16 protein-coding genes are annotated in these 17,262 nt (G+C 69.4%); 8 read left to right on the top strand and 8 right to left on the bottom strand.

The genetic code is table 11. The features are described 5' to 3' along the window. Nucleotides 1-86: 86 nt before the first annotated feature. The 4 genes from FSB78_RS00715 to FSB78_RS00700 are packed head-to-tail and all read right to left on the bottom strand — an operon-like array spanning nt 87 to nt 3,261. Nucleotides 87-1,046, bottom strand: coding sequence for a peptidoglycan-binding protein (locus tag FSB78_RS00715; RefSeq protein WP_147079099.1), 960 nt, complete (start codon nt 1,044-1,046; stop codon nt 87-89). After that, nucleotides 1,043-1,495, bottom strand: a complete 453-nt coding sequence (locus tag FSB78_RS00710) for a hypothetical protein (protein WP_147079097.1) — start codon at nt 1,493-1,495, stop codon at nt 1,043-1,045. The genes FSB78_RS00715 and FSB78_RS00710 overlap by 4 nt, the downstream gene beginning before the upstream one ends. Further along, nucleotides 1,492-2,847 (bottom strand): flagellar protein export ATPase FliI, encoded by a 1,356-nt coding sequence (gene fliI, locus FSB78_RS00705; protein ID WP_147079095.1) that lies wholly within the window; start codon nt 2,845-2,847, stop codon nt 1,492-1,494. Before fliI ends, FSB78_RS00710 begins: the two co-directional genes overlap by 4 nt. A 12-nt stretch (nt 2,848-2,859) precedes the next feature. Next, nucleotides 2,860-3,261: a flagellar biosynthesis repressor FlbT gene (locus tag FSB78_RS00700; protein ID WP_147079092.1), complete on the bottom strand. Its 402-nt coding sequence runs from the start codon at nt 3,259-3,261 to the stop codon at nt 2,860-2,862. A 218-nt stretch (nt 3,262-3,479) separates the two neighbouring features. On the opposite strand from FSB78_RS00700, the gene FSB78_RS00695 reads away from it, so the two are divergent. The 8 genes from FSB78_RS00695 (at nt 3,480) to FSB78_RS00660 (ending at nt 11,310) form a co-directional block, all read left to right on the top strand. Further along, nucleotides 3,480-4,721 carry a flagellar hook protein FlgE gene (locus tag FSB78_RS00695; protein WP_242008391.1) on the top strand — a complete coding sequence of 414 codons (1,242 nt, stop codon included), beginning with the start codon at nt 3,480-3,482 and terminating at the stop codon, nt 4,719-4,721. A gap of 44 nt (nt 4,722-4,765) precedes the next feature. Beyond that, on the top strand, nt 4,766-6,865 hold the full coding sequence (locus FSB78_RS00690) for a flagellar hook-associated protein FlgK (RefSeq protein ID WP_147079089.1): 2,100 nt from the start codon (nt 4,766-4,768) through the stop codon (nt 6,863-6,865). Nucleotides 6,866-6,875: 10 nt separating this feature from the next. Continuing rightward, a complete protein-coding gene (locus FSB78_RS00685; protein WP_147079087.1) occupies nt 6,876-7,784 on the top strand; it encodes a flagellin in 909 nt (302 codons plus the stop codon). Between the two features lie 150 nt (nt 7,785-7,934). Continuing rightward, entirely contained in the window at nt 7,935-8,126 is a 192-nt protein-coding gene (locus tag FSB78_RS00680; RefSeq protein ID WP_147079085.1) for a hypothetical protein, read from the top strand. A gap of 136 nt (nt 8,127-8,262) precedes the next feature. Further along, nucleotides 8,263-8,628 (top strand): CsbD family protein, encoded by a 366-nt coding sequence (locus FSB78_RS00675; RefSeq protein ID WP_147079083.1) that lies wholly within the window; start codon nt 8,263-8,265, stop codon nt 8,626-8,628. Between the two features lie 4 nt (nt 8,629-8,632). Continuing rightward, nucleotides 8,633-10,162 (top strand): PAS domain S-box protein, encoded by a 1,530-nt coding sequence (locus FSB78_RS00670; protein ID WP_242007891.1) that lies wholly within the window; start codon nt 8,633-8,635, stop codon nt 10,160-10,162. After that, complete coding sequence (locus FSB78_RS00665) at nt 10,159-10,389, top strand: CsbD family protein (protein ID WP_147079079.1); 231 nt, start codon at nt 10,159-10,161, stop codon at nt 10,387-10,389. The genes FSB78_RS00670 and FSB78_RS00665 overlap by 4 nt, the downstream gene beginning before the upstream one ends. A gap of 42 nt (nt 10,390-10,431) precedes the next feature. After that, the gene (locus FSB78_RS00660) at nt 10,432-11,310 is read left to right on the top strand and encodes a hypothetical protein (RefSeq protein WP_147079077.1); all 879 of its coding nucleotides are present in this window, start codon (nt 10,432-10,434) and stop codon (nt 11,308-11,310) included. A gap of 116 nt (nt 11,311-11,426) precedes the next feature. Here FSB78_RS00660 and FSB78_RS00655 read toward each other — a convergent pair whose 3' ends face one another. The 4 genes from FSB78_RS00655 to FSB78_RS00640 all read right to left on the bottom strand — a co-directional run bounded on the left by FSB78_RS00655 (nt 11,427) and on the right by FSB78_RS00640 (nt 17,134). Next, complete coding sequence (locus tag FSB78_RS00655) at nt 11,427-11,645, bottom strand: hypothetical protein (protein WP_147079075.1); 219 nt, start codon at nt 11,643-11,645, stop codon at nt 11,427-11,429. Between the two features lie 57 nt (nt 11,646-11,702). Continuing rightward, a complete protein-coding gene (locus FSB78_RS00650) occupies nt 11,703-13,181 on the bottom strand; it encodes a chemotaxis protein CheW (protein ID WP_147079073.1) in 1,479 nt (492 codons plus the stop codon). Then, on the bottom strand, nt 13,168-15,939 hold the full coding sequence (locus FSB78_RS19370; protein ID WP_158637938.1) for a methyl-accepting chemotaxis protein: 2,772 nt from the start codon (nt 15,937-15,939) through the stop codon (nt 13,168-13,170). The genes FSB78_RS00650 and FSB78_RS19370 overlap by 14 nt, the downstream gene beginning before the upstream one ends. A gap of 103 nt (nt 15,940-16,042) precedes the next feature. Beyond that, on the bottom strand, nt 16,043-17,134 hold the full coding sequence (locus FSB78_RS00640; protein WP_422396653.1) for a serine hydrolase: 1,092 nt from the start codon (nt 17,132-17,134) through the stop codon (nt 16,043-16,045). Nucleotides 17,135-17,262 lie beyond the last annotated feature (128 nt).

The raw sequence follows: 17,262 nt of genomic DNA, 5'->3' as shown, positions 1-17,262 counted from the left end.
GCGCTCTTTTGGGATAAGTGCGGTAAAAGACCTGGTAGCAAACCTATATGTAGGAATACCTACTAGTCCTATATTTGACGGAGCGTTTAGGCGGCGAACCGTCCCGGGGTCACGTGGCGATCGATATAGTCGAGCAGCCAGGACCGGTGCGCGCTCGCGGCATCGCCGGTGCTGGCGATGCGACGGCTGGCCGCCGCGCTGCCGACCTGCGAATCGAGCAGCAGCCTGGCGCGGCCGCTGCCGAGGCCGCCTTTCAGGAAGCGGACCGCGTCGGCGGTGCCGAGATGGTGCCCGAGATACGCCGCGCGCGCGACCGTCGTGACGTCCTCGCCGATCGCGATCCCCGCCTTCTTCAACAGCGTCACGCTGCGATGTGCATAGTCGGCGGTGGCGTTGATCGCGGTCGCGGCGTCGTAGCGCAGCGCCAGCAGCGCCGAGCGTGCGCCGGGAAGGACATGGCCGTCGGCGGACAGCCACCCCTGCCCCAGCGCGATGCCGTGGAGCCAAGTCCCGGCGCGCTCCGCCTCGCTCTGCCAGGTGGAGCCGAGGAACTGGCCGAGCCCCGCGGCGCTGGACCGCGGATTGCGCGAGGTCGTCTTCCAGCTGCCGTCGCATCCCTTCGCCGCCTCGGCATCGACGATCGCGGCGAGGGCGGCCGCGGGGATCCCGGTGCGCCTGGCGGTGGCCTCCAGCGCGTCGCCGAACCGGCCATTGGGGCCGAGCCCGCCGAGCCTGCCCGGCTCTGTCGTGTCGACGACGCACGGCACCCGGTCCGCGGGCGCGGCGGTGCCGTCGACGGCGGCGGGGGGCGCTGCCGTGGCGGTGTCCTGCGACGTCAGCAGCGAGACCAGGGCGTCGATGTCGAGGTCCGGCGCATCGGTGGTGCGGAGGCGGCGCGCGATCGCATCCGCGCTGCCGTCACCGTCGGTGTCGCCACCCAGCGCCGCGCGCCAGAGCCGGTTCGCGACATTGCCGTGCGCCTCGGCATAAATCATCGCCGCCCGTTCTTTCGGCGCCAGGCGCGCCAAGTCCGCCGACACGATCATGCGAGACGCTCGTCCGTTGCGCGGGCGCGGCGGGCGGCATGGCGCGCGCGCGCGAAGCCGGCCGCGGCGAAATCGTCCATCTGGCTCTGTTCGGCGACCGCGGCGAGGCGGGCGGCGTCCTCGCGGTGTCGCAGCGCCGCACCCTCGATCGCGCGCACCGCGCCGTACGCGTCCGCGGCCTGCGCGCGCAGCACCGCGAGCCGGCCGTCGCTGGCTTGGCGGTCCCGACCGAGCGCCTCGCGCTGCGCCCGCATGCGACCGGCAAAGGCATGCGCGGACAGCATCGGGTCGCTACCGGCGAGCGACAGTTCCTGCCGGACCGTCCGGTCGATCGTGTCGCGGTGGCGGTCGAGGAGGACGATCTGGTTGACCTCGACACTGATCGACAGGCGCACCGCGTCCATCTCGCGCTGGCGCAGGCGCAGCGCGGCATCATAGGGGGTGATCATGCCGCATCCTCCGGCTCGACAGTCCCCGAGCCTGCGTCTTCCAGGATCGCGGCGAGCGCGGCGAAGCTGTCCGCGACGTCGCCGCGGTCGCGCTTGGTTTGCATCAGCAGTGCCTCGATCCGCGGCGCGAGCGCGATCGCGCGATCCACCTCGGGATTGGCGCCGGTCTTGTACGCGCCAAGGCGAACGATCTCCTCCATGTCGCCGTATGTCGACAACAGCGAGCGCGCCGCCAGCCGCAGCGCGTTCTGATCCTCGGCCAGCGCGTGCGGCAGGGTCCGCGACACCGATTTGAGGATGTCGATCGCCGGATAGCGGCCGCGCTCGGCGATGCGGCGCGTGATGACGATATGCCCGTCGAGGATGCCGCGCACCGCGTCGGCGACGGGCTCGTTGTGATCGTCGCCGTCGACCAGCACGGTGAACAGGCCGGTGATCGAGCCCTGCCCCGGCCGCCCCGGCCCCGCGCGCTCGAGCAGCCGCGGCAGTTCGGCGAACACCGTCGGGGTATAGCCCTTGGTCGCGGCGGGTTCGCCGCTCGCCAGCCCGATCTCGCGCTGCGCCATCGCGAAGCGCGTGACCGAATCCATCAGGCACAGCACGTTCAGGCCTTGGTCGCGGAAATGCTCGGCGATCGCGAGCGTGGTCCACGCCGCCTGGCGCCGCATCAGCGCTGGCTCGTCGGAGGTCGCGACGACGACGACGCTGCGCGCGAGCCCGTCGGGGCCCAGATCGTCCTCGACGAATTCCTGCACCTCGCGACCGCGCTCGCCGACCAGGCCAATGACCGCGACGTCGCACGCGGTCCAGCGCGCGAGCATCGACAGCAGCACCGACTTGCCGACGCCCGAGCCTGCGAACAGCCCGAGCCGCTGGCCGGTGCAGAGGGGCGCGAAGATATCGAGCGCGCGGATCCCGGTGCCGATCCGCGCACCGACGCGCGCGCGCTCCGCGGCAGGCGGCGGCGGTGCCTTGATCGGGCGCGGATCGAGGCCGACCGGGAGAAGCCCCTTGCCGTCGATCGGTGCGCCGAGGCCGTCGACCATCCGCCCGAGCCATGCATCGCAGGGCCGCACCACGAACCGCCCGGCAACGAGGTCGACGCGCGATCCCGATGCGATCCCCTGTGGATCGCTGAACGGCAGGCAATGCGCGACGCTGCGATCGAGCCCGGTGACCTCGGCGGCGACCACGCCGTCCGCGGCGGTCACGGTGATGTGCGAGCCGATCCGGGCGGCGCCGTCGAGCCCCTCGACCTCGATCAGCGTGCCGCGCACGCCGATCACCCGGCCGAAGCGGCGATCGGGCGACAGGTCGCGCAAGCTGCGGGCGGCGGCGGCGAGCGTCTTCATCGGGGCTTACGCTCAGGCGGCCTGGTCGGCGCGTGCGAAGACGTCGGCCTCGTAGGCGATCAGCGCGCGGCAATCGGCCAGCGCGCGGTAGAAATCGGAGGTGGCGACCTTGCACGCAAACCGCGTGCAGGCGGCGCGCGCCTCGGGGGCTTCGAGTGCGCCGACCAGGCCGCGCAGATAGCCGACGATCGCGTCATGGTGCGCCGCCGCGCCGTCCGGGTCGATATAGGCGAGCATACAGGCGTAATAGAGCCGGCGCGCCGGGGTGGTGGCGTCTTCGGCGGACATGACCTCGCGCCCGCGCAGCACCGTCACGCTGTTCTCGACGCACAGATCGGTGCGCCCGATCGAGCGCAGCACCGCGCCGTTGACGATCACCTGCTCGCCGTCACGCAGGGAAATTCGCAGTGTCATGGGTCCGGTCCTCGATTGATGTCCTTCCATTATAGGAGGGCAAAACGCAGATCGGTTTCCCGAAAAATGTGCCGGCGATCCGTCGTTCCGTGCGCGACCATCCTACAAACGTAAGGAGCGCTATCGCTGCGGCCATTCCCGTTTCCTGGAGACCTGTCTTGAGCATCTATTCCGCCCTGTTCGCCGGTGTGTCCGGTCTCAATGCGCAATCGGCCGCGATGGCGAGCGTCGCGGACAACATCACCAACATCAACACGGTCGGGTACAAGACCGCGGACGCGCAGTTCCGCACATTGGTGTCCAGCGGACGCAGCTCGGCGGCCTATTCGGCGGGCGGCGTCAACGCGGTGACGCATACACTCGTCTCCAAGCAGGGCGTGCTGGCGGCATCGGGCAGCACGACCGACATGGGCATCGACGGCGCGGGCTTCTTCGTCACGCGCACCGGGCTCGGCGCGAATGCCGAGGTCGCCTATACGCGCGCCGGGTCGTTCACGCCCGACAAGGCCGGGTATCTGAAGAACTCGGGCGGCTATTATCTGCAGGGCTGGCCGCTCGACGCGCAGGGCGGCTATGCGAACACCGGCAGCCTCGGGTCGCTGGTCCCGGTGCGGCTGAGCCAGCTGACCGGCACCGCGACGGCGACCAGCCGTTTGCAGATGCGCGCCAATCTCGATGCGACCGCGGCGGCGTTCACCGGCACCTACACCGCGGGCGATCTGGCCTCGGGCGCGACGCCCGCGCAATTCTCGCGTCCGTTCGACATCTCGGACGCGCAGGGCGGCAAGCACACCGTCACGATGGCGTTTCTCAAGACCGGGCCCAACAGCTGGGTCGGGGAAGTCTATGCCACGCCCGCGACCGACGTGACCGCACCCGGCGGCTTGCTGGCGAGCGGTGCGGTCGCGTTCAACGGCGACGGCAGCCTCGACCTCGCGGGGTCGGATCCGGGCATGTTCGCAGCACTCACCCCGACCTGGACCAATGGGGCCGGCACCGGGCCGATCGCGGTCAGCCTCGGCACCGATGGCGGGCTCGACGGGCTGACGCAGTTCGGCGGCACCTCGTCGTTGATCTCGTCGAGCGTCGATGGCGGGCTGCTCGGCAGCGTCGCCTCGGTCCGGATCTCGGATGCGGGAATCGTCAGCGCGGTGTTTGACGACGGCACGACGCGCGACGTGTACCAGTTGCCGCTCGCCAGCTTCCAGAACCCCGACGGGCTCAACCGCCTGCCGGGCAATGCGTACGGCATCTCGGATGAATCGGGCAGCGTCGCGATCAACGCGCCGGGGTCGCTCGGCGCGGGCATGATCTCGGCGAGCGCGCTGGAGACGTCGACGGTCGACCTGGCGCAGGAGTTCACCAACATGATCCGTTTCCAGCGCGCCTATAGCGCGTCGTCGAAGATCGTCACGACGGTCGACGAAATGTTGCAGGAAATCAACACGTTGAAGCGGTAAACTACGACGCCGCAACGGACACATAACGGGGAGGACGCACGCGCGTGTCACTGAACGAGATCATGTCTGCGGCGATATCGGGGCTGGCAGCCTCGCAGGCGGGCTTGCGTTCGGTGTCCAACAACATCGCCAATGTCGGCACGCCCGGTTACGCCCGCGAAACCGTCAGCCAGACCACCGGGGTGTCGGCGGGGCGGGTCAACGGCGTCACGGTCGGCGAGCCGTCGCGGATCGCCGACAGCTTCCTCGAGGCGACGGTGTACCGGCGCGCGGGCGACATCGGGTCGGCCAGCGTCACCGCCTCCTATCTCGACCGCCTCCAGTCGCTGGTCGGCGCGCCGGGGGCGGAATATGGCCTGCCCGCGCGGCTCGACGCGATCGCGTCGTCGGCGGTGGCGATGACCGGCACGCAGACCTCCGCGCAGACCGCCGCGGCGTTCGTCGCCGACGTGCAGGACGCGATCACTTCCATCAACCAGCTCGGCACCGACGTCGCGGGGCTGCGATCCGACGTCCAGTCCGAAGTCGGCCAGTCGGTCGACCGGATCAACAGCCTGCTGGTCCGCATCAACGACCTGAACGGCACCGCCGCACGGCTCGACGGCAACGGGCGCAGCTCGGCGGGCGTGGTCGACCAGCGCATGGCCGCGATCGAGGAACTGAGCGGGCTGGTGAAGGTGACGGTCCGCGACCAGCCCGATGGCCGCGTATCGATCGACACCGCGTCGGGAATCCCGCTGCTCGACAACCGCTTGCGGCAATTGACGATGCCCGCCGCTGCCAGTTTCGGCCCGCAGACCAACTTCCCGGTCATCGCGCTGCGCTTTGCCGATGGCGGCGCGAGCGTCGGCGCGGCGACCGGTGACGTGCTCGATTCGGCGGCGGTCGGCGGCAAGCTCGGCGGGCTGCTCGACCTGCGCGACCGGGCGCTGCCGGCGTTCAGCGAGAAGCTCGGCGTGCTGTTCACCGGGCTGTCACAGACGCTCAATGCCGCGTCGAACGCCGCCACCACGGTGCCCGCGCCGGCGCAGCTAGCCGGGCGGCAATCCGGGCTGGTCGGGACCGACCGGCTGGGGTTCACGGGGTCTGCCGTCTTCGCGGTCACGAGCGGATCGGGCGCGCTGGTCGCATCGACGACGATCGACTTTTCAGCACTGGGGCCGACCGCCACGGTCGACGATGCGGTCGCGGCGATCAACACCGGGCTCGGCGGCAGCGGCACGGCGTCCTTTGCCGGCGGGATCCTGTCGATCACCGCGAACGGGGCGGGCAACGGCGTGGTCATCGCGCAGGACCCGACCGTACCCAGCGACCGCGCGGGCGTCGGCCTCTCGCAGTATTTCGGGATGAACGACCTGATCCGCAGCGCGGACAGTCCGCTGGTGCCGTCGGGCTTCGTCCCTGCCGACCCGCACGGCTTCGCGTCCGGTCAGTCCGCGCAGATCGTGCTGCGCGACGCGTCGGGCCGGGCGATGAGCAGCTATACGATGACGGGATCGGTCGGCCCGACCTTCGGCGATCTCGTCACCGAACTGAACGCCAGCCCGATCGCCGGCTTCGGCAGCTTCGCGATGGACGACAAGGGGCGCATCCAGTTCTCGCCCAAGCCGAGCATCGCCGGTGCGATGCTGTCGGTGCCGTCGGATACCACCGACCGGCTCGGCTCGGGCCGGTCGTTCTCGAGCATCGTCCAGCTGACCGGCGCGACGAGCGGCGTCGCGAGCGCGGGCGTCCGGCCCGACATTCGCGGCAACGCGGGCAAGCTGGGGCTCGCGCAGTTGCAGACGGGGGCCGCGGTCGGCGCGAAGGCTTTGGGGTCCGGCGACGTCCGCGGCGCGACGCTGTTCGCCGACCGGCTGGCGGGCCGGGTCGATCTCGGCAAGGACGGCGTGACCTCGACCGCTGCGTTCACCGCGCAGCTGCTCGGCAATGCCGGGACCGCGGCGGCACAGGCGAAATCCTCGCTCGACGACGCGACCGCGCGGCGCGACGATGCCGTCAACCGGCGCGACAGCTTCTCGGGCGTCAATATCGACGAGGAGCTGGCGCAGATGGTCGTGCTGCAGAACAGCTATTCCGCCTCGGCGCGCGTCATCAGCACTGCCAGCCAGATGTACGACACGCTCATCTCGATGATCCGCTGAAGGAAGCCCCATGTCCCGCGTCGCCACCATCCCGCTCCAGCGCAGCATGTCGGTCGCGATCCAGCACGCGCAACAGCTGCTCGCGACGACGCAGCAGCAGCTGGCGACGGGCAAGAAGGCGCCGGACTATGCCGCGCTCGGCACCGAGGCGGTGCGCACGCTGTCGACGCATTCGCTGATGGCGCAGCAGGACGCCTATGTCGCGGTCGCGACCCGCGTCGCCACCACGCTGTCGCTGAACGACGCGCACATGGCCACCATCGACACCGCCGCGAGTTCGTTGAAGCAGGAGCTGATGACCGCGGTCGGCACCGGCCGCGCGGCCGGCCTCGCCGACAGCATCACCGCGGCGTTCGGCCAGTTCCGCGCGGCGCTGAATGCCAGCGACGGCGGTGGATCGCTGTTCGGCGGATCGCAGACCGACACGCCCCCGTTCCTGCCCGAAACGCTCGCCGGCACGATCGGCGTGCCCGCCAGCGCCGCCTTCGCCAATGACGGCGTGAAGGCGACGGTGCGCGCCGCCGACGGGCTCGACGTCGAATATGGCGTGACCGCAAGCGATATCGGATCGGGGCTGTACGCGGCGTTCCAGACGCTGGCAGGCGCCGGCGCGATCGGCGACCCGCCGACCGCCGCGCAGCTCGGCATCCTGGCGACCGCGGCGGGGCAGATCGATACCGGGCTTGAGAGCCTGCGCACCGTCAACGCCGAGAATGGCCGCAAACAGGCGCAGACCGAGACGCTGTCGGTGCGCGCGGAGGACCGCAGCACGCTGTTGCAGGGGATCATCCAGGACAATGAGGATGCCGATCTCGGCCAGGTCGCGATCGACCTCGCGCAACAGAAGACGATGCTGCAGGCGAGCTATTCGGTGTTCGCGCAACTCTCGGGACTGAGCCTGTCCAGCTATCTGCGCTGAGCACGACCCTGGCACCGATCCCGGTGCGACCGGGCCGGCCGGCACGGGAAAATCGACCACCCGTCTGACATTTCTACCACGCGCGATGGGTGTTTCCGATCACGCGCGGCATACCGCGTTGCCGTAACGACGGCGCTCTATCTTCCGGGAGTGAGCGCCGTGACGGACCAATCCGCTATGATTTTTGCCGACGACGACGATACCGACCAGCTCTATTTTCGGCAGCGATCCGAGTGGCATGCGCATCGCGCAGCGATCGCCGACGATGGCTCCACCCGGACGCTGCACGAACGGTTCGCCGCGTTGTATGCACAGCGTGCCGTCTCCCCTTCTAGTACATAACAGCCACGATCCTGCTGCAAAAATACCAGGAACCAAGCATCCGCGTTGAGTCTTTACGCATCCTGTTCCGAGCGACCGACCGTGTTCCGCATGATGACGGACGCGGGCGACGGGCCAATTCGAAAAGGATGACGCGATGAACAAGGACGAATTCCAGGGCGGCGCGCGCTATGTCGGCGGCAAGGTCGAGAAGACCGTCGGCGATACCGTGAACAGCCGCGACTGGCAGGTCGACGGCGTCGTCGACCAAGTCGCCGGTGGCGCACAGAACCTGTACGGCCGGGCGAAGTCGGCGATCGAGGACGTCGTCGACGGCGCCCCCGAGCTGGCCGACAAGATCGGCAGCGACGCGCGCGAGGCCGCCGACCGCGCCGCCGAAGCGGCCAAGCGCGGCGCACGCACGGCACAGGAATCGGCAAAGGATGCGCCTTTGCTGTGGGCGCTGGGTGCCGCCGCGATCGGCTATGGCATCGCCTGGTTCGTGCACGGCTCGCGCGACTGACCGCGTGACGTCGGCCCCGCCCCTCAAGTCGTTGCGCGACTCCGCCGATCTGCGCCACCTGCGCCAGATCATTGCGGGGCTCGACGAAGGCGTCATACTGGTCGACCCCGACCAGAGCATCCTGTGGGCCAATGAAGCGGCGCTCGGGATGCACGGGGTCGATTCGGTCGAGGACCTCGGGGCCGACGTCGACGAGTATCGCCAGCGGTTCCAGCTGCGCTATCGCAACAACCACCGGCTGAACGACGCCGACTACCCGATCGAGCGGGTGGTGTCGGGCGAGGCGTTCTCGCAGGTCGTCGTCGAAGTGGCGGTGGCCGGCGAGGCGGAACCGCGCTGGGTCCACCAGGTCCGCAGCCTGGTGCTGACCAACGACGCGGACGAGCCCGAATGCCTGGTCATGGTGATCCAGGACGTGTCGGCACAGTTCGAGGCGGAGGACCGGTTCGAGCAGTCGTTCAACGCGAACCCGGCGCCGGCGGTGATCTGCCGGCTGTGCGACCTGCGGTTCGTGAAGGTCAACCAGGGCTTTATCGACATGACCGGGCATGACCGGGCGACGATTCTGTCGCGGACGGTGTACGATATCGACGTGCTGGAACGCGCCGAGAAGCGCGATCTGGCCAAGGAACGGCTGTCGGAAGGGCGCACGATCCCGCAGATGGAGGCCGAGCTCGGCCTGCCGGGCGGCGGGACCAAGCTGGTCATCGTCGCCGGCCAGCCGATCGACATGGGCGACCAGCCCTGCATGCTGTTCACCTTCGCCGACCTCGAGCCGCGACGCAAAGCCGAGACCGCGCTGCGCCACAGCGAGGAGCGGTTCATGCGGACCTTCTCGCTGGCGCCGGTCGCGCTGGCGATCGGTGCGCTGGACGGCCACCGGCTGTGCGACGTCAACGAGGCGTTCACCGCGCTGACGGGCTATGGCGCCGAGATCATCGGTCGTCCGCTCGGCGATGTCGACCTGTGGGAGACGCCTGCGCTGCGCGAGGCGATCGAGGCGGATATCGAGGCCGGCCGCCCGATCCGCGACCGCGAGGTACGGATCCGGTCGAACGAGGGCCAGGTGCTCGACTGCATGGTCTCGGCAGAGCCGATCCAGCTCGACGACGAGGCCTGCGTGTTGTGGGCGATGCGCGACATCAGCGTCCGCAAGGCGTCGGAGCGCGACTTGGTCAACGCGATCGAGGCAGTGATGAAGGACACCAGCTGGCTGAGCCGCTCGATCATGGAGAAGCTCGCGCGGATCCGCACGCCCGACGCCGAGCCGGCCGGCGTCGGGCTCGACGAGCTGACCCAGCGCGAACGCGAGGTGCTGGCGCTGATCTGCCGCGGGCTCGACGACAAGTCGATCGCGCGCGCGCTCGACGTCACCGGCAACACGGTGCGCAACCATGTCGCGCGGATCTACGCCAAGATCGGCGTCAACCGCCGCAACGCCGCCGCCGCCTGGGCCCGCGCCCGCGGGTTCGACGGCGATTCCCTGCCGACTCCGCACCGCAGCGGCACCAACGTGAAGGACGCAGCAGCATGACCAGCGCGAAGGACACGGGCGCTAAGGACACTGGCGCGAAGGACACCGGCGAAAAGGGCAAGGGCCGCGTGCTGCAGGCGAAGGGCTCGGTGCGCGAAGCCATCGGCAAGATCACGGGCAACGCCGCGGTCGAGAAGCAGGGGCTGCGCGAGAGCGAGGCCGGCGCGAAGCAGGCCGAAGCGGACCACCCCTCCGATACCCCCATCGATACCGGCGCCAAGGACTGACGCCGTCCCCTCGAGTTTTCCCTACGTATAACAGGAGTGATTATGGCTACCCATGTGACGACCGGCGTCCTGCCGGTCGATGACGTTCGCTACGCGAAGACCCCGACCCGGATTTCCTGGGGTGCGATCTTTGCCGGCGTGGTGATCGCGATCGCGATCCAGCTCGTGCTCGGCATCCTCGGCACCGGCATCGGCCTGACGCTGGTCGATCCCGTCGAAGGCACCACCCCCGGCGCGGCCGGGTTCGGCATCGGCGCCGGGATCTACTGGATCGTCACCACCGTGATCGCACTGGGTGCAGGCGGCTATGCGGCCGCGCGCGTCGCCGGGGTGCAGGACCGGTTCGACGGCCTGGTCCACGGCCTGGTCGTGTGGGGCGTCACGCTCATCCTGACCCTGTACCTGCTGACGTCGGCCGTCGGCGGGATCATCGGCGGCGCGTTCCGCACCGTCGGTTCGGTCGCGACCGCAGCGGGTAGCGGCATCGGCGCCGCTGCGCCCAAGGTGGCGGACGTCGCGAACGTCGACGTCGGCGACGTGCGCGAGGAGGCCTCGGCCTATCTGTCGGACGCGCCGTCGGACCCGGCGCAGATGACTCCCGAGCAGGCGCAGAAGGAAATCGCCAAGGAACTGCCGGCGCTCGCGCGTGGCGGCCAGGACGGCGTCCGCGCCGAGAGCCGGATCGTCGACATCGTCGCCGCCCAGCGCAAGATCAGCCGTCCCGAGGCGCAGGCCCAGGTGACGCGCGCCAAGGCGCAGTTCGTCAAGACGAAGAACGACACGATCGCCACCGCCAAGTCGGCGACCGACACCGCCGCCGGTGCTGCCGCGGGCACGTCGTTCATGGTCGTGATCGCGCTGCTGATCGGCGCCGCCGCAGCAGGCTTCGGCGCCACCGCCGCGGCTCGCCGCCGGATCTGATCGCCACAGACCTGATACCGCGTTCGAGGGCGCTACCGGTTCGACCGGTAGCGCCCTTTTTTTGTGTCACCGAAGCGAACCCGAGTGCCGCTGCGCCTGGTCTCGTCGACCGCCTGCTACCCGAGGTCGGTGCGTGGTGCGCGCGCGATCACGCCTTGCGCCACGCGAAGGCGCGCCTTCCATGTCTTCACCGATGGATGCCCGGCGGCGAGGTCGCCGAGACGGGCCTCGATCTGCGCGACCTCGCGCCTGGCGGCGTCGAGTTCGGCGGCCGTCGGCGGCGGCTGGATGTTCGCGCGCGCATGTGCGCCGGTGCGGCCCTTGCTTTTCGTCATCGCCCCCGATGGTACCAGATGCCGGGTCCGGTCAATCTCGTATGGCATCACGGATGGTCACGCCGTCGTATCCGGCGCCTCGACCGGGTCGAGCCGGACCAGCGCGCCGATCAGCACATGGAGGTCGATCACCGAGCAGGCGCCGTCGGCCGTCTTGATCGTCGCGGCGATGCGGCCCATCGCGCGGTCCGACCCGGCGTCGCGCAGGAGCTGGACGGGCGACCGTTCGACCGCGCAGAGTTCGTCGACGATGAACCCGGCCTGGTTCCCCTCGACCGACGCGAGGACGGTGAACGCTCCGCCCGGAGGGTCGCCGGGACGCTCTGCGGACAGGCCTAGCGCGCTCTGCAGATCGACCAGCGGCACGCCCCGCCCGCTATGGATGGCGAAGTCGACGATCGCCTGCCCGGGATCCGACAGCCCGATGCCGGATGCGCGTGTCGGGATGATCTCCTCGATCTGGTCGAGCGGGATGGCGAGGCGGCGGCGGCCCAGCCGGACGATCAGGAACGCCCGCAAGGTCTGCTGGTGGTCGCGCTCCGCCTGCCCCGCCATTTCCGCAGGATCGTACAGCCGGCTGACGACGGCGAGCCGGTCATCGGCCTGCACCGCGTCGGACGCGAGCACGAGACTGGGGTCGTCGGTGCCGTACAGTCCGGCGAACAGCCGCGCGTTGCCGACCGCGAACTGCTGCAGCGGCTTGATGTCGGAATCGACGATCCGCCGCATGTCGTTCACCGCGTCGATCTGCAGGCCGACGAGCCGGCGATCGGGCAACCGCACGATCACCGCCGCGGTGCGCGTGCGCGGCTCGCACGCGCCCAGCTGCAGCAGGCGCAACGTGTCGACGACGGGAACCCGGCAGCCGTTATGCGTGAGCGTCCCGCACCAGAAATCGTCGTCGACCGGGCTGGGCATCATCGCCTGCTCGGGCACCGACGCCTCGATCGCGCGCGCCGCGAGGCCAAGCCGCACCGATCCCACCGTGAACAGCAACGTCGGCACGCCGCCCGTCGCGCCGCCAGTGTCGATGCCAGCGGTGCTGCGCTCGACCGACAGCGGCATGCCGTCGAGCCCGGCGAGCGCATGCGGATCCAGCACCATCCCGCGCGTCGCGTCGCGCACGAAGCCGGCGCGCATCAGCGTCGCGGTACTGCCCTGCCCGCTCGCGCCCGGGTTGCCCCGCAACAGCGTCAGATCGGCCGCGCGCAGCGACACCACGCCGGCGATGCCGTCGATCGCGATGCCGAGGACACGGTCCTCGTCGCGCAGGATCAGGACCACGGCGCACGCACCCGCATCGGTCACATGGAGCAACGGGACCGGGTCCAGCACCGGAATCAACCGGCCGCGCAGGTCGATCGCGCCGAGGATGTCGTCGCGCGGCGAGGGGAACGGCAGCAGCGCGCGCGGGCGGGGTACGACTTCGCAGATCGCGCGGATCGGGACGGCCAGCGTCAGCCCCCCGACGATCACCGCACCGTAGAGATCCGGCGCCTGGTCGTTCGCCGGATCCGCGACGTCACGCCGCAGCACGATCGGTGGCCTTGGACAGCGTGCAGATCAGCTCGACGACCTTGGCGGATGCCTCGTCCTGGATGACCGTCGTCCGGGCGATCGCGTCGATCGCGTCCCCGGTCTTGTGGACCGAGTCGACGATTCCGGAGAAGGCGCTGGTCGCCTCGCGCGACCGATCGGTCCCCTGGTTGATCCGTTCGAGCGATTCGTCGACCAGCCGGTTGATCTCGCGCGCGGCGGTCGAGCTGCGTTCGGCGAGCTTGCGCACTTCGCCCGCGACGACCGAGAAGCCGACGCCGTGCTCGCCCGCGCGCGCGGCCTCGATCTCGGCGTTGAACGCCAGCAGGTTGGTCTGCCCCGCGATCTCGCCGATGACCGAGACGATCTCGGCGATCCCGGCGGCGGAGCGCTGGATCAGGTCGATCGATTCGATCGCGCCGTTGAGCGCGGTGCGGCCCTCCTGCGCTTCGGTCCGGGTCCGCGCCGCAAGCTCGGTCGCGATATCGGTGGCATTCGAGATCGACGTGATCGACTTGGTCAGCGCGCCGACATGCGCGGTCATGTCGTGCGAACAGGACTGGATCTGGTGTTCGAGCTGGACCTGGTCGGTGACGTCGGTCGCGTATTTGATCACGCGCACGGGGTTGCCGCGCAGATCGAGCACGGGGTTGTAGGTCGCCTGGATCCACACGTCGCGGCCATATTTGCCGATCCGGTGGAACCGCCCGAAATGCACCTCGCCCTTGTTCAGCTTCAACCAGAAGTCCCGGTATTCGAGGCTCCGGATGTAATCGGGCGAGCAGAACATCGAATGGTGCTGGCCGATGATCTCGCGTAGCGAATAGCCGGTCGTGAGCAGGAAATTCTCGTTCGCCGACAGGACGTTGCCCTCGAGGTCGAACTCGATCACCGCCTGCGCACGATTGATCGCCTCGATCTTTGCCTGGTGATCGTTGGCGGCGAGCTTCTGGTCGGTCACGTCGACCGCGAACTTGACGACCTTGATCGGCTTGCCGCCGAGGTCGAAGATCGGGTTGTACGTCGCCTGGATCCAGACTTCGCCGCCGCCCTTCTTCAGCCGCTTATATTCGCCCGCGTCGTATTCGCCGCGGCCGAGCTTTTCCCAGAACGCGGCATAGCCGTCGGATCCGGTCGTGGCGGCGTCGCAGAACAGCCGGTGATGCCGCCCGCGGATTTCCTCCAGCGCATAGCCGGTAAGCGCGAGGAAATTGGCGTTCGCGTCGAGGATCGTCCCGTCCATCGCGAATTCGATGACACCCTGCGCGCGGTCGATCGCGCGCGCGCGCCCCTCGAACTCGGCGTCGCGCAGCTTCTGCTCGGTGATGTCGTAGGCGAACTTGACGATCTTGCGCGGCTTGCCCTCGATATCGAGGATCGGGTTGTAGGTCGCGCGGATCCAGACGTCGCGCCCGCCGTGCGCGACCCGTTTGAAGACGCCGGAGACGAACTCGCCGTCGCGCAGCCGCCGCCAGAGATCGGCATAGTCGGGCGACGCGACATAGCCCTGGTCGCAGAACATCCGGTGCGGCTGTCCCACCACCGCGTCGCGGTCATAGCCCATCACGCCGAGGAAATTGGCGTTGGCGTCGAGCACCGTGCCCGCCAGGTCGAATTCGATCACCGCCTGCGCACGATCGATCGCGGCGGCCAGTCCCTGCGCCTCGATCATCGCGAGCCGCTGCATGGTGACGTCGGTCGCCACCTTGACGACGCCGTAGGGTTGCCCGTCGGTATCGAACAGCGGGTTGTACGACGCCTGGATCCAGACCTCGCTGCCGTCCTTGCGCAGGCGCTTGTACTCGCCCTGGTCGAGCTCGCCGCGGCCCAGCCGCTGCCAGAACTGGCGGTATGCCGGGCTTTGCGCATAGTCGCGGTCGCAGAAGATGCGGTGGTGCTCGCCGACGACCTCGTCGAGCGCATAGCCCATCAGCGCGAGGAAATTGGCATTCGCCGAGACGACCCGGCCCGACAGGTCGAACTCGATCAACGCGAACGCCCGGTCGATCGCGACCATCCGGCCATGATTGTCGACCGCGGTCTGGTGCTGCGCGCTGATGTCGTAGGCGTAGCTCAGGACCGAGACGAGCTGCGCGGTTTCGTCGAACGTCGGGACGAAGATCTCGCGGACCCAGACGGTATGGCCGCTCTCGTGCTTGTACCGGCGGATCACCGTGTCCGATTCACCGCGCGCGAACTTGCTCCAATAGGTCTCGGCGTCGCCGGCCTCGCGCTCCTGCGGGGTCCATAGCGCATCGAAACGGCACCCGACCGATGCCTCGCGCGACAGGCCGGTCAGTTCGAAGAACCGGGCGTTGCCGTCGAGCAATACGCCCGCGGGCGAATATTGGCAGATCGCGAGCGCGGCGTTGATCGCGTTGAAGCGATGCCGCATCAGCGCCGTGTCGTGCAGGCTGGCGGGCGTGACCGAGCCCATGAACACCAGTTTTCCCGATGCCGACGGCACGACGCCGAGCAATCCCTGGACGTGCTGGCAGCGGCCGTCGGCATCGGCGAGCATGCCCTCGACCGCCACGGTCGTCGTCGCATCGTCCGACAGGCTCTGGATCGCGTCGGCATACAGCGGGAACAGCGTGGCGAAGCCGGTGTCGCCGTGGATCGATTCGAGGAGATGGCGAGCGGCGTCATTGGCCTCGATCAGCGTTCCCTCCGCGCTGAAGGCCAGAACGATCATCGCGTCTGCCAGCGTCGCCGCGGCGCGTGCGCTCAGATCGATAACGGCGTGCTCGACGGACATACCAGGCTCCAGGGCTGTTTCCGTCATTATAGGAAGCGGTCCGGGGGGATGGGCCAGACCCCGGTATTTTGCCGGGCGCGGCGGACCGGTCGGGCGGCCGGGCCTAGCCGCCGGCCGCGGCGACGACCGCGCGCGTCACGTCGCCCATCAGCCGCATCCGCACGGGTATCGGCTGGCGGGTGCTCGCGATCATCACCGCGACCGCATAGCGATGGCCGTCGGGCGCAACGAGCAGGCCGACATCGTTGTAGCCGGTCGACAGGCTGCCGAGATCCTGCCCGGTCCCCGTCTTGTGCGCGAGCGTCCAGCCGGGACGGAGGCCGGATTTGAGGCGAAGCGGGCCGGTCTTGCTCGAGCGCATCAGCGTCAGCAGCGACGCCGTCGAGCGCGCGCCCAGCAGCTTGCCTTGCGCGAGCAGCGAGAGTCCGAGAGTCACGCCATTCGCCGACGCGCCGTCGATCGGATCGGCGAGATAGCGCCGCAACGCCTTGTCCCGCGCTTCGTAGCGCATCGCGGCGCGGGCCTGCAGGAATCCCCAGCCCCCTGCCCATTCGGGTCGCCATTCCAGCCCGGTGGTACGCGCCTGCAGCTGGCGTTCGCCCGGGCCGAACGTCACGCCGGCAATGCCCTTGTCGGCGAGCATCCGGTTGATCGCGGCGGGCCCACCGACGCGCCAGAGGAGCACGTCGTTGCAGGTGTTGTCGCTCCGCGTCATCGCACCGCGCAGCAGCTCGCCGATCGTCGTCCTGTAGCCGTCCGCGCCGACGAGAGTCCGGATCGGCTGGTGGAACACGGTCAGGTCGGACCGCGTGACCGTCACCGGATCGGCGAGCGACAGCCGGCCGCGGTCGACCGCATCCATGACCGCGATCGCGACCCACAGTTTGCTGACGCTCTCCTGCGGACGCGGCGTGTCGCCTTCCCAGGCGACCACCCAGCCCTCGTCGATATCGCGGACGCTGATGCCCGCCGCGCCCTGGAAGCGCGCGCCGAGCGCCTGGACCGCATTGAGCAGATCGGCCGATGGCTGTGCCCGGCGTGCCGGTCGCGGCGGCGTCCGTGCCGGCGTGGTGGTCTGGACCGTGATCGGTACGGACGCGGGCGAGGCCGGCTGGCGTCCGGCGGGAACGCACGCCGCAAGCGCGGACAGGCCGGCAACGAGGCCGAGGCGACGACACAGCAATTCAGATGGCAACGGCACTTCCCTTTTGGGGCTTTGTACCCGCCTGTCCCGGCAGCGATACCGGACCGGGGGCGCGTTCGACGCGCATCGCACTCCGTCTGACGCAGATACGCGGCCGGACCGGACTCATCGAAAGTGCC

This window comes from Sphingomonas ginsenosidivorax, assembly GCF_007995065.1.
Lineage (GTDB): Bacteria > Pseudomonadota > Alphaproteobacteria > Sphingomonadales > Sphingomonadaceae > Sphingomonas > Sphingomonas ginsenosidivorax.
Note: the sequence above shows the minus strand (reverse complement) of the source record. Positions and strands in the feature narration are given on the sequence as shown.